A 12682-nucleotide genomic window follows, 5' to 3' on the forward strand; every position below is an offset into this window, starting at 1 on the left:
CCCCCGCGGCGGCGCCCCCCCCCCCCCCCCCGCCGCGATTGTATTAACTATCCGAGGTTTTAGCGCGAAGCCGAGCCGGGCTTGAAAGCAATCTCCGACACGAGCCGCCGGCCATCGCGTCGCGACAACTGCACCGCAACGTCTATGACCGCCCCGACATAGTCGACGATCTCGCCGCGCCCCAAGTTCGCGCCGGCTTGCATGACCATCAGGGCGATCTGCTCGACGGCGCCGCGCGGACTGTCGGCGTGGACCGTGGTGATCGAGCCGGGGTGACCCGAATTGACGGCCCGCAGGAAGCTATAGGCCTCGGCCCCGCGCAGTTCACCCAGGATGATGCGATCGGGCCGCATCCGTAGCGAGGCCTGCAGCAGGTCCTCGACACTGATGCGCGCCTCGCCCTGTCCGCCGCGCGCCGCGATCAGGCCGACGGCGTTGGGCCGATCTAGCCGCACCTCGGCCGTGTCCTCAATCAGGATCAGCCGCTCGTCGCGCGGGATGGCCTTGACCAGGGCGTTGAGGAAGGTGGTCTTGCCCGTCGAGGTGCCGCCGGACACGATGATGTTCTTCCGGCCGCGCACCGCCAGCTTCAGAAAGGCGGCGATGTCGTCGGCGTCGAGCAAGGCCTGCAGTTCCTCGTCGAGGGTGGCGCGGGCGTCCAGGCTGACCCGGCGCGCGCCATCGAAGGCCCCGGCGGCGGCATAGTCGTCAATGTTCAGGTCGGTGACCACGTGCTTGCGGATCGCCAGGGCCATGGGTCCACGCGTCGCGGGCGGCGCCGCGACCTGCACCCGCGCGCCGTCCGGCAGGCTGGCGGCCAGCAGTGGATGCTCGCGACTGATCCCCTGATTGCCCAGGGCGGCGATCTGAGTGACCAGGCGCCACAGGGCGGTTTCGGTGAGTTCAGGCGCGTCGTGACGCTCGAGGCCGCCACCGATGGTCTCCACCCAGACTTCGCCAGGCGCGTTGATCAGGATGTCGGTGATGTCGTCGCGCGTCAGCCATTCGGCCAGCGGTCGCAGATAGGCGTCGAGATAGACGCGCGGCTCGCCCACTCGAGCGTTCATCGCACACCGCCCACCGGCGAGAAATCCAGGTCGCGGGCCACGAAGATGCGGATCGGCGAGCCTTGTGGCACCTTGATGGTCGGCGAGATGTTGGCCGGCTGGGCCAAGGCCCCCAGGCTGGCGGCGTCCTGGCTGGAGCCGATGACGATCTGGGTGCTGGCGCGCTCCGAAAGACCCGCCACCGCGCCATTGACCACAGACAGCAGGATCGCGCCGCCGAACCGCTGGAAGAAGTGCCGATCGACCTGGCCATCCATGCCCGCCCGGCCCAGCGCATCGGCGCCCGACGAGGCGATCTGGATCGAGGCGCCGTCCGGCCGCAGGATCCGCGTCCAGATCACAAAGGCGCGGGACTGGCCCTGGGCCAGGCCGCTGCGGTACTGGCCGATGACCCGGCTACCGCGTGGGATCAGCACCGTCGAGCCATCAAAGCTGCGGACGTCGCGGCTGACCACGGCGCGGGTGAAGCCTGGGAGATCAGAACTGAGCGCGGTTTCAAGCACCGCCGGGATCATCGCACCCTGGGGCACAACCGACTGCGGATTGCGCAGCATGGTCGCCTGGGCGCTCTCGGGCTCGATCGCTCCGACGCGCTGGGCAAAGGCCTCGTCGCCGTTCAGGGCCGGGCCGGTCGGACCGCCGGGCTTAACCTGGGCGGCGGCGGCGAGTCCGGTCAGGGTCGTGTTGCCCGCGCCGCCCGCCGGACCCTCGGCCAGATCGACGATCAGCGCGGGGGCGCGACGATGAACGCCCGGATCTATGCGCGGCGCGGGTGGGGGCGACCCGATGATCACCGGCACGGCGTTGTAGGCGGCCGCGACAGGGGTGGGGATGGCGCTCGTGTCAGGCAACAAGGGCGGCGGTGGCGGCAAAAGCGCGTCGCGGCCCGCCGTCTCGGCGACCAGCAGGGCCGGCGGCGGCGCGGAATCTATGGTCGCCACCGTCGAGACACCCGCCGCGCCCAGTTGGGCGTTCGCCAAGCGCGTACGGTCTGCGCGCTGGGCGCTGAGCCAGACGAACATGACGATGGCCAGGATGGCGGCCACGCCAAGGGCAAGCCACAAGCCGTTCTTGCTTTCCGCCCCCGCCACGGCCGGACGCAGGCTCTCGCCGATATCGATCGGCGGTTCCTGGTCACTGGGCAGAGGACGAGGATCGCGCGCGTCCACCATCAGGGCCTCCCGCCGGCGGCGGCGCGCGCGGTCTTGGCGTCGTTGGGCCTGGGCGCGTCGGCGCCGGCCGAGGGCTCGCGCCAGGCGCCGTTGATCACCGTGGTCACATCCTTGCCGTTGCGCAGCTGGAAGCGCGGCGCCAACTGTTCAACGACCTGAAAGCCGTCGCGAACGCTGTAGTTGACGATGCTTTCGGAGCCGTCGGCGGACAATAGGAACAGGGCCGGCGTCGACACACCTTCGGCCCACTGGAAATAGGTGAAGCGGCCGTCGTCGAACACCAGAGACGGCAGGGCCGCGCGTGAGCCGGTATAGGTATAGGCCGTGTTGCGACGCTCGGGCGGCGGAGGCGGCGGCGGCTCGACACCGACGGCCACGGTCTCCAGGGGGTACAGAAAACGCACCACATAGGCCATGTCGGCCTGCCTGGGGCCGGTCGCCTTTCGCGCCACCATCTCGAAACTGTAGCGTCGCTGGTCGGTGACGACCGTCATGTTGGTGGGGGCCGCCGCCTCAACGGGTTTGATAAACAGCAGGTTGGCCTTGCGATTGGGGGTGACCTGCCACGCAAGCGCGTCGCCGATCGAGACATTCTCGATCCGCTCGCCGGGTGCGAACTCCAGCATCATCTGGTAGCCGAAGAAGCCGCGCAGCGAGACGACCTGATCGGGGTCGTACATCACCGTGCGGATGCGCGGGTCGGTGGCGCCGGGCCTGGGCGCCTGTACCGCTTGCGCCGCCACGGGCGAGAAGCTCGCCAGCACTGCGGCGATCAGGATCGCCCTCATGGCGTAACGCCCGCCTGGTCCAGGCGCACGGAGCCCGCCGCCGTCGCCTCGGCGTCGCGGCGATAGGACAGCACCTGGAAGCCGAGCGGATTGAGGAACCGATCGCCCATTTTCATCGGCGCGCCGCTGTAGCGGAAGGTCATCACCGCCGCATAGGATCGTTGCTCACCCATGATCGCCCCGGAGTCGCGCCGCAGGGTGTCAAACCGCACCAGGGCCGTTGTCGGGCTCATCAGCGACACGCTCTTGATCTGTGTGCTGAGGATCGTGGTCGCCGGATAGAGATTCAGCGGGCTGGATGGCGTCTTGCGGTCCAGGCCCAGCTGATACTGGGCGCGGGCCGAGCCGGCGGACCACAGGGTGACCTTGCGATAGTTCTCGCGCAGATCGGTGGCGTCGAAGGTCTCGCGCGCTAGCACATATTGCACGACAAAGGCCTGGGTGACGGCGGCGTTCTGGGTCAGAGGGCCGGTCTGCAGGCCCCGTGAGGTCTCGACATAGCCGGTCTGGCGATCGACGACGATGGTGTAGGGCACGACGGTCTTGAGGGGCGCCATCAGGGCGATGGCCACGGCCTCCAGGACCGCCACCGCGACCGCGGCCGCCGCGATGATCCAGGCCACGCGCCGCGAGGCGCGCAGGCTGCCATGAATGTCGGACGCCCACGAGGCGGCCTGATCATAAGCCGCCTGCCGCCCCTTGAAGGGCGTCTTGCCGGGGGAGAAATCGTTCATCGCGCGCTCCTGCCGCCGGCGCGGATGCGTCGCGGGCTGGCGTTACGTCGGGGGGCCTGGCCAAGCCGGGGCTCGGCGGCGAAGGTCGGCGCGGCGCCGCGATCGATCACCGTCGTGACCGAGGTCCGCCGGTCCGTGCTGGCGCCATCGCTGGCCATCATCTGGATGTCCCGGCGGTCAAGGGCGGCAGCGGCAGCGGCGATGCGCACCGCGCGTGGCTGGCTGACGATGACATCAGCATTGGCGTTCGTGGCCGCCTGGTCCGAGGGCGTCGGCGCCTTGCGGGCCCGTGGTAATCGAAGGCCGTTGGCGATCATCGCGCCGGCGATCAGGGCGCCGACGGCGACACCGGCGAACACCAGGGCCAGGACCAGCACGCCATAGACCGGCCCCAGCGGATATTGCTTACGAGCGATCACCTCGGCCAGCTGCAACAGGCTGGGCTCGATCAGGGTCAGGGCCACGCCCAGCAGCAGCACGATGGCCAGGGGCGCGAAGGCGAAGGCCAGGCTGGCGCGGAGCCAGCCCTCGAACACGCCCCGCGTCGTGTCGAAAAGCAGCAGGGCGATGAAGATCGGCCCCAGGGCCAGCAACAGGCCCAGCACGATCTTGGCCGCCAGCAGCACGCCCAGGCTGGAGAGCAGCAGGATGGCCGACGCCGCCGTCAGGCCAAAGGCTCCGAAGCCCGCGCCGCCGATCAAGGGTGAGGCCGTGCCCGGAGCCTGTTTGGCATATTCGGCGGCATAGACCTGAAGCAGGTCGAAGGTCTGTTGCAGCCGCGCGAACACATCGACTTGCGGCGCGGCGCCCTGGGCGTCTCCGCCGCCCAGCATGGCGTTGGCGATCGCCCGGGGACCGTCAAACAGGAAGGCGTAGACCACCGTCTGATAGGTGCTCCACTGGGTGGTCAGGGCCAGCACGGCGCCCAGCTTGATCATTGTCATGGCCAGGTCGCTGATGCGCAGTTGCGCGCGACCCAGCAGCAACTGGTAGCCAAACAGCGCGACGAAAATGGTGAGCAGCGCGGTCAGCAATCCGCCAAGGCCGCCGGTTGGCGCGAACAGCGCGCCGTAGCTGCTCTCGACCAGGCCGCGCACATTGCAGTCGACCACCTGCAGCAGGCTGGTGACCAGCGGATCGTCCGCCTTTGGAACAGGACAGGCGCCAGCCATCACGCCCGCTCCAGCAGGCGCGGCAGCCAGTCGGCCGGCGCGTCGCCGACCTCGCCGCGCAGGGCGTCCAGCCGCCGCACGCTGGCCTCGCGCCCCGACAGCACCATCAGCAGGTCTGGCATGCCCGACAGGTTCAGCCGCGCCACGACGCTGTCATTGCCGTGCTTGATCAGGAAACAGTGGGCGGTGTCGGGCAGGGTGCGCACCAGGTCGAACTCGTGCGACGTCAGGCCAAAGCCGCCGCAATAGTCCACTTCCTGGGCCTTGGGATTGACCATGAAGATCTGGGTGGCGGCCTGCTCGATGATGGCGCTGGCGATCTTGCTCGACAGGGCGTCCTGGGCGCTCTGGGTGGCAAAGCCGATGATGCCGTTGCGCTTGCGGATAGTCTTTTCCCAGTCCTTGATCCGCGCCACGAACACATCGTCGTCCAAGGCTTTCCAGCCCTCGTCGATGACGATGATCGACGGGCTGCCGTCCAGACGCTGCTCGACCCGGTGGAACAGGTACATCATGGCCGGAGTGCGGGCGGCTGGATCGTCGAGGATCTGGGTCATGTCGAACCCGATGGTCCGCGCCTCCAGGTCCAGGCCATCCTCGGCATTGTCGAACAGCCAGGCGTAGTCGCCCGACCCGTGCCAGGGGGCCAGGCGCGAGGCCAGGTCGCTGACCGTCGGCCGGCGCCCGCCGCGGAACAGTTCGGCGAAGTGGCGCAGGCGACGATATTGCGCGGGCTGCTCGAAATTGGCGTCGACCGCCTCGGCGATGCGGGCGACATCCTCGGCGTCGAGAAGCTCGCCGCGCGAGGTCAGCAGCTTGGCGGTCCAGTCGGCCAGGAACTTGCGATTGATCGGGTCGTCGGCCAGCAGCAGCGGGTTCAGCCCCGTCGGCTGGCCCGGACGCAGCACGTCATAGCGGCCGCCGATGGCCCGCAGGAAGATCTCGGCCCCGCGGTCCTTGTCGAAATAGATGGTGCGCGGCGAGACCTTCTGGGCCTGGGCCAGCAGGAAGGCCATGACCACGGTCTTACCCGAGCCCGACGGGCCAATGACAGTGAAATTGCCCAGGTCGCCCTTGTGGAAGTTGAAATAGTAGGGCCCGGCCGAGGTGGTCTCCAAGGCGGTGATCGCCGGACCCCAGTGGTTGCCGTCGGCCTGGCCCACCGGGAAGTTGTGGCAGCTGGCCAGGCCGGCGAAATTGCCACTGGAGATCAGGGCGCGCCGAGCAATGTCCTTGAAGTTGCCGGGGAACTGCGCCCAGAAGGCCGGCTCCAGATTGACGTCTTCGCGGACAGCGATGATCCCTAGCTCGGTGAAGGCCGATTGCACGTCGGCGGCGGCCTCGTTCAACGCCGTCAAGCCGTCTGCCTTGACCATCACGGTCAGGTGATGCTCGCCGAAGGCCGAGCGGCCAGCCGAGACGTCGTCCTTGGCGGTGATCAGGTCGCGGCGCAGGCTGAGGGCTTCGTCGTCGGCGGCCCGCATGCGACGCAGCGCCAGGTTCATGCGGTCCAGGGTCATCTGCCGGTCGACGAAGCCAAAGCTTTCGGTCAGCACCATCTCGTGGGGCAGCCGCAAAAGATCGTCGAGCATGCCCGGCGCGGTCTGGCCGGGATAATCCTTCACGGAGACCATGGCCGCGAAGCTGGCGCCCATAGGGCCGGCAGGCGCCATCTCGATGGCGTCGGCCCCGAAACTGATCCGCCGATAGGGCAGATAGAGGCCCAGGTCGGCGTTGGGAATTCGCACCGGCCGGGTCTCGCCGTTGAACAGCAGCGACAGGAATTCCAACGGCTCCGAGCACAGGCCCTGTGGCCCGTCATAGGCCGTCAGCAGCCGCGCGCCATAGGGGGACAGGGCCGCCAGCAGCGTGTCGCGCGCCGCGTTCAGGGCGCCCAGGTCGCGGGCCGCCGAGGCGACGGCCTCGGTCTTGTCGCCTGCCCCGCGCAAACCCGAGAACAATTCCTGCAGCCAACCGACCTTGCCCTGCAAGGGCCGGCGCACCAGGGTCAGGAACAGCTCGTTGACATAGAGCTTGCGGCTGTCGAGCTTGGCCCGCCAGGCCTCGTCCAACGACCGCGTGAACGGGTCTTCGAACACCCCGTCGATCTGCGCGTCCACCTGTCGGCGGATGATGTGGTGGTAGAGGGCGAAGCGGGAATTGGCGACGCCGCGCAGCATCGTCTCGCGCACCGTCTTGCGATAGTTCAGCTCGTCAGTGTCGGCGGTCTCGAAGGAAAAGCCTTTCAGGTGCAACACCTGGATCAGCCGCCCGTCTCGGGTCTCGATCGTGGAGTCGTCGACGTGGCGGGCATAGGGCAGGCGCGCCCCCGCCGCCTGTTCGCGTTTGGGGTCAGGCTTGCCGGTCAGGCGATTGAGCGCGACGGTCATCGGCTCAGGCCGAATAGGAATTGCAGCGCCAGAAGGCGTGGTTGCGCACCCGAGGACAGCGGCTGAGCTTGATCAGCCACAAGTCGAAGAAGCGTGGCTCCTTCAGGCAGCCGACATAGCCGATCGCGTGGATGACCAGGGCCGCCAAAAGCACCCAGAACGACTTGGTGATCAGGAACAGCTCCATCGTCACCACGGCGTTGAGCACGAAATAGCTGTAGGTGACGCCGGCGAACATCTGCGGCCGGGTCAGGGCGCCGAACACCGGCTCGCGTTCGAGCTGCGCCATGACCTAGCCGACGCCGCTGGAGACGGACTGGATACCGGCGACGATGGCCGCCGCTCCGAACACGATGAAACAGCCCAGGATCACCGTGGCGCCGCGCTTCCAGTCGATGCGGCCGGTCAGCATCATCAGGCCGGTCGCCCCGACTGCCAAGACCGCCAGGGCCGTGGCGACATTACCGAGCAAGGTGCCTTGCAGCCAGTTGACCGCCGACAGGATCGGGCTGGACCCGGCCGGGTCAAGCTGCATCGACTGCGCATGAGCGACGCTGGCCACGCTGGTCGCGACCATCGCCAAGGCCGCCATGGCTGCAGAACGCGCCGCATGTCTGTGGTCACCCGCCATGAATCTCATCTTCCATCGTCGGCTTCAGCCCGTTGGCTGAGCCAGTCCATGATCGCCGCAACATAGGCGCGGGTTTCCTTGAAGGGCGGCAAACCGCCGTAGCGATCGACCGCGCCGGGGCCAGCGTTGTAGGCGGCCAGCGCCCTGACGATGTCGCCGTCATAACGCTGGAGCATCTGGTTGAGGTACTTCGCGCCGCCGAAATAGTTTTGCGCCGTGTCATAGGGATCCACGCCTAAAGCGCGCGCGGTTCCCGGCATCAGCTGCATCTCGCCCACGGCCCCGGCGCTCGACACGACGCGAGGCCGCAGCCGGGACTCCCGCCAGGCCACCGCCTCCACAAGATCCGCGCTCAGGCCAACCGCGTCGGCCGCCCCGGTCAGGGCGGTCACCGACGACTTGGCGCCAGAGGTTGTCGCCGTCTGCCGGTTCAGGGGCGTCGCCCCTTCGCTGAGAAATTGCGACGGCCGATCATAGGTGGTCACGGCGCCGTCGGCGCTGATCTCCAGGACCTGGGCCTTGGCGGCTTGAGCTGCCATAGTCAGAGCCGTCACGACGATCACGGCGCTCATCCGACGCCATCGCCGCGTCTGGCCGCTCGCCGATGGTCCCGCCATAGATCCCTCACAGCCCCGCTCATTCGAGATACGGCGACGAAGGCCTAGAGTTTCAGCCCTCGAAAAATAAGTCCGTAGCGGGTGTCTAGCGCGGGAAGCCAAAGCTGAGGCTGGAGAAGGTGGTGTCCAAATCGCCGCGCGGATCCTTGATCGGCTTGGTCCAGATCACGTTGAGTAGCCACAGTCCCCTCAGCGGCACGTCGAAGGCGGCGCGGCCGGCGCTGTCGGTCTGCTTAACCGCCAGAGGCCGCATGTCAAAATCGAGATTGGTGAGCTTCACCGTGGCGCCCGCCAACGGTCGGCCCTCGTAAAGGACCCGAACAGGCAGGGGCTCGCCGGGTTTCAGCGCGTAGGGATTGCGCTCGGGCACGATTTCCAGCGTCAGTCCCAGGGGCTTGGTGACCCGGGCGTCGTCGCCGGGCAGAGGCGCGCCGACCAGCACCAGAGCCTTGGCGCGGCGGCTGTAGATCTCGCGGCCTGGCGCGTCGGTCTTGCCTTGAGCCTGTCGCGTTTGAAGAGCCGCGGTCAGTCCCTCGGCCTTGGCGTAGTCGTTGAACCGGATGGCCGGCAGATCGCTGTCGGCGTGGTTGGTCTCCAGGGCGAGAATGTGTAGCCCGGGCGCAGCGAAGGCCAGCGACATGTCTTGCGCGCCGGCTCGGATCAATTCGGGACGTCGATCGGCGATCCCTTTTGGTCCGATGTCGCGCAACGTCACCACCCGGTCGCTGCTGACCCAGCGCTGGCGCGCCTGACCGTGGCCGACCTGGATCGAGACCGGGGTCGATTGCCCCGCCGCCACCCGGAAGTTGGTCGGTTGCAGCCAAAAGTCGTGCGCCAGCGCCACGCCGCCAGAGGCCCACGCCAAGGCCACCACCAAGGCCGCGCCGGAAAAGCGCATGCTTGAACGCGGCTTGGCATCCGATCGCACCCTGCGGCCGTAGTTGGGTGCAGGCGATGAGACCGTCGAATTCGGCATGGGCGTTTCCGGACGTCATTGGGGAACAACAGATGTACGGCGCGCCTCCCATAAAGGTTTCAATGGCCACGACGATCTTCTTCGGCGCCCTGTTTTTCGCGCAGCCGGCCCTGGCCCATAGCGGCACGGGCCTGGCCGGCGGCTTCCTGTCGGGCTTCCTGCATCCGCTCAGCGGCTTCGATCACATGCTGGCCATGGTGGCCGTCGGCCTATGGGGCGCGTTTCTGGGGCGACCGCTGATCGTCGCCCTGCCGGTGATCTTCCCGACCGTGATGGCGTTCGGCGCGATGCTGGGGATGGCCAATGTACCGATCCCGCCGGTGGAGTTCGGCATCGCGCTCTCCGTCGTGACCCTGGGCGTACTCATCGCGGGCGGGATCCGTGCGCCGGTTTGGGCCGCCGCCCTCATCGTCGCGGTATTCGCGATCTTCCATGGCTACGCGCACGGCAAGGAGCTGCCTTCGGCCGCCGACCCGATCGGCTACAGCGTGGGCTTCGTGCTGTCCACGGGCTTGCTGCACGTGGTCGGCATCGGCCTGGGCATGCTGCACAAGGTTCGCGGCGGTGTCGTGATCACCCGGGCCGTGGGCGGGCTGATCGGCCTGGCCGGCCTGGGCTTTCTCTATGCGGCGATCATGTCGTGAGGGGCGGCGCGCTTCCCCCAGCCCTGCTCTGCGCGGCCCTCGCCTTTGCCCTCTCCTTCGCACCGGCGCGCGCGCGGTGGTCGGCCATCGTCGCTCTGATCGTCGTGGCGGCGCTGGCCAGCCTGGCCACCCAGGCGGTCGCGTGGCGAGAGGCGGTGTTTCTGGGCTGCTGGATCAGCGTGGTAATCGCCGCCGCGGCCGTGCATCTGCCCGGAGGCGTCGGACCACGGCTGGCCCTGGCGCTGGGGATCAATAGCGGTTTGTGGGCCGGGTTGGTCATCGCTGTCGCCGGCTCGCGCCTAGACCTGATCAAGGCGCTGCCGGTCGTCCTGCTGTGCGTGCCGGGCGCGTGGTTGGTTCGGAGCGGGCGGCGGATCGTGCTCAAGGTCGTCGCAAGCTGGCTGATCGCCGTGTCGGTTCTCGCCGCCAGCCTACCGCTTGTGCCCACGCCAGGCTACCAGGCCGACCACATGGAATAGCCGCCGCCCCCGTTCCGGAGGCGGCGGTCATCTCAGGCCTAGAAGGCGTATTTCACCGTCATCGCCAGGCCATGTTGCGTCGTCTCTTCGCTGAACCGACCGCTGTAGTCGACGCGCACCGCGAAGCGATCCGAGGACAGCACGCTAAGCCCCGCCCCGACGAGCGCGGCGTCGGCGTCATCGACAGCGGTCGAGCGGAAGGCGAAGGGCGCCAGGCCCGGCTGCTGCACCGTGGCGTAGAGGGTCTCGCCGAAATCGTCATCGTTGAAGTCGTGGACCCAGGCGATGCGGAACTCAGGCTTCAGCGTCGCGCCGCCCGCCTCGAACACGCTTGCAAGCTTGACGCCCAGCTGGCTTTCGAAGGCCTCTCCGGCGAACTCGTCGACCGCCAAGGCGCTGCTGCTGCCCTGTTCATTGAAGTCGTCGACCTTACTGCGCGAATAGTGCAGGCCAACGAAGGGCTCAACCTGGAAACCCATCATGTCGTAGGTTGCGCCGGCCGTCAGGGCGGCCGCTGTCGTCTTCAGCTTGGTGCTCGCCGTATTCACGCCCGCATACCCGGGTCCGATCAGCACTTGCCGGCGAAGGTCCAGGTCCGCGTCGGTGTAGCTGGCGAAACCGTCGACATAGAAGCGGCTGGCGAAACCGAACGAGCCGTAGACGCCGCCGAATGCGCCTTCGCTGTCGGCGTGACCGCCCTGGGCGTCGAGCTTGGCGGATCCGTCGGTGTAGCCGCCAAACGCGCCGATCACGAGGGCGGGGGTAAGGGCGTAGTCAACGCCCAGCACGAAATTGGCCGAGTTGAGCTTGGCCTGCGACCGCTCGAAGGCGGCGTCATACTCCGTCGTGCTGACGCGCGCGTCAAAGAACATGCCCAGCTTGCCGCCGTCGCTCGTGGTCATGCCACCGGCGCCGAGGTTATCGCCCCCCCGGACATTGCGCAGATGGTTCGAAACGGCGGTGTCCTGGGCCTGGGCCGACACGCGTCCGATTTCGGGAAGATTGACATAGCTGGCCGGAGTGAGGGCGGCCAAACCGGCCGAGGTCCCGGTGGGGCTAGGGTCAAGGGCGTTGAACAGCTCGACCAGACCCGCTGTGGGCGCGGCGGCGAAATTGTCCAGGGTGGCGCCGACGGCGCTCTGGTTGGCCGTCACGCCCAACTGAGCAAACGGCGTTGGGGCGAAGGTCAGGCCGCCATAGGTCGTCGCGCCCGACAAGGCGCCCACGGGCGTGGCGACGCCGGTGGCCAGATTGATGCTGTAGAGGCTGGTGACCCCCGAGGCGGGGTTGGTCAGGGTGGCCAGCGCCTGGCCGGTCGAGGAGATGTCGAAGCCCACTGACGAGTTGGTCGTATAGCCCAAGGCGCCGACCGCGATCAGGGTTCCGCTATTGGGCGACACCGGCGCGCCGCCAGGGCTGCCCTGGGTGGCCAAGAGGCCGTCCGGCGTGATCACATAGAGCGTGGTCGGCGTGCCGCCGGCGATGTTGTTGCTGTAGGCCGCGCCCAGCACGCCACCGGCCACCGTCGCGTCCGTGGCGGCGATGGCGCCGGTGTCGGGATTGAGCCGCAGGTTCTGACCCAGGTTGGTCACGACCCGGATGCGATCGACCGAGGGGTTGAAGTCGAAGCCGACCGCCGTTCCGGTCAAGGTGATCGGCGCGCCGACGGCGAAAGCCTGGGCGGTGTTGCGATTGATCACATAGAGCTGGCCGCCGCTGCCCAGGCCAAACAACATGCGCGGCGAGGCAGGGCGCGCGTCGATGCCGATCAGGGTTTCGCCGGCGCGCAGGCCCGTCAGGGCGCGGGTGTTGCGAAAGGTCCCAGGCGTGGCGCTGTCGAAGGTGATCAGCGTGCTTCCGGCGCCGATGACATTGAGGTCCGCCGCGCGGGCGGCTCCCGAACAAAGCGACGTGGTGGCGAGAAGCGCCGCGGCGAGGCGGCCGAAGTTGATTTTCATGATGGGCTCCCTGTCCCCGGGCGGAGCTGGACCGCCCATCCTGAACCCCGCCCC

Annotated in this window: 13 protein-coding genes; 2 read left to right on the forward strand and 11 right to left on the reverse strand. The window is 68.0% G+C overall.

Features of this window, described 5'->3' with window-relative positions:
* Positions 1-59: 59 nt before the first annotated feature.
* The 10 genes from virB11 to ACP7AG_RS05110 form a co-directional block, all read right to left on the reverse strand.
* Positions 60-1067, reverse strand: coding sequence for a P-type DNA transfer ATPase VirB11 (virB11, locus tag ACP7AG_RS05065; RefSeq protein ID WP_426030009.1), 1008 nt, complete (start codon positions 1065-1067; stop codon positions 60-62).
* Positions 1064-2239, reverse strand: a complete 1176-nt coding sequence (gene virB10, locus ACP7AG_RS05070) for a type IV secretion system protein VirB10 (protein ID WP_426030010.1) — start codon at positions 2237-2239, stop codon at positions 1064-1066. Before virB10 ends, virB11 begins: the two co-directional genes overlap by 4 nt.
* Entirely contained in the window at positions 2239-3027 is a 789-nt protein-coding gene (locus ACP7AG_RS05075; protein WP_426030012.1) for a TrbG/VirB9 family P-type conjugative transfer protein, read from the reverse strand. Before ACP7AG_RS05075 ends, virB10 begins: the two co-directional genes overlap by 1 nt.
* Positions 3024-3761, reverse strand: a complete 738-nt coding sequence (locus ACP7AG_RS05080) for a virB8 family protein (protein WP_426030014.1) — start codon at positions 3759-3761, stop codon at positions 3024-3026. The genes ACP7AG_RS05075 and ACP7AG_RS05080 overlap by 4 nt, the downstream gene beginning before the upstream one ends.
* Complete coding sequence (locus tag ACP7AG_RS05085; protein WP_426011686.1) at positions 3758-4933, reverse strand: type IV secretion system protein; 1176 nt, start codon at positions 4931-4933, stop codon at positions 3758-3760. Before ACP7AG_RS05085 ends, ACP7AG_RS05080 begins: the two co-directional genes overlap by 4 nt.
* The gene (locus ACP7AG_RS05090) at positions 4933-7323 is read right to left on the reverse strand and encodes a VirB4 family type IV secretion/conjugal transfer ATPase (RefSeq protein ID WP_426011687.1); all 2391 of its coding nucleotides are present in this window, start codon (positions 7321-7323) and stop codon (positions 4933-4935) included. Before ACP7AG_RS05090 ends, ACP7AG_RS05085 begins: the two co-directional genes overlap by 1 nt.
* Before the next feature lie 4 nt (positions 7324-7327).
* The gene (locus ACP7AG_RS05095) at positions 7328-7612 is read right to left on the reverse strand and encodes a type IV secretion system protein VirB3 (RefSeq protein WP_426011688.1); all 285 of its coding nucleotides are present in this window, start codon (positions 7610-7612) and stop codon (positions 7328-7330) included.
* A 3-nt stretch (positions 7613-7615) separates the two neighbouring features.
* A complete protein-coding gene (locus ACP7AG_RS05100) occupies positions 7616-7954 on the reverse strand; it encodes a TrbC/VirB2 family protein (protein ID WP_426011689.1) in 339 nt (112 codons plus the stop codon).
* Positions 7955-7959: 5 nt separating this feature from the next.
* A complete protein-coding gene (locus ACP7AG_RS05105) occupies positions 7960-8526 on the reverse strand; it encodes a lytic transglycosylase domain-containing protein (protein WP_426030016.1) in 567 nt (188 codons plus the stop codon).
* 130 nt (positions 8527-8656) lie between these two features.
* Positions 8657-9469 carry a DUF4198 domain-containing protein gene (locus tag ACP7AG_RS05110; protein ID WP_426030018.1) on the reverse strand — a complete coding sequence of 271 codons (813 nt, stop codon included), beginning with the start codon at positions 9467-9469 and terminating at the stop codon, positions 8657-8659.
* A 140-nt stretch (positions 9470-9609) separates the two neighbouring features.
* Here ACP7AG_RS05110 and ACP7AG_RS05115 point away from each other — a divergent pair, with 140 nt between their 5' ends.
* Positions 9610-10191, forward strand: coding sequence for a HupE/UreJ family protein (locus ACP7AG_RS05115; RefSeq protein ID WP_426030019.1), 582 nt, complete (start codon positions 9610-9612; stop codon positions 10189-10191).
* Positions 10188-10670, forward strand: coding sequence for a hypothetical protein (locus ACP7AG_RS05120; RefSeq protein ID WP_426030020.1), 483 nt, complete (start codon positions 10188-10190; stop codon positions 10668-10670). The genes ACP7AG_RS05115 and ACP7AG_RS05120 overlap by 4 nt, the downstream gene beginning before the upstream one ends.
* A gap of 38 nt (positions 10671-10708) precedes the next feature.
* Here the strand turns inward: ACP7AG_RS05120 and ACP7AG_RS05125 are convergent, their stop codons facing one another.
* Positions 10709-12628 (reverse strand): DUF4394 domain-containing protein, encoded by a 1920-nt coding sequence (locus tag ACP7AG_RS05125; RefSeq protein WP_426030022.1) that lies wholly within the window; start codon positions 12626-12628, stop codon positions 10709-10711.
* Positions 12629-12682 lie beyond the last annotated feature (54 nt).

The sequence above is a fragment of the Caulobacter sp. DWP3-1-3b2 genome (genome assembly GCF_049896325.1).
In the GTDB taxonomy this organism is placed as follows: domain Bacteria; phylum Pseudomonadota; class Alphaproteobacteria; order Caulobacterales; family Caulobacteraceae; genus Caulobacter.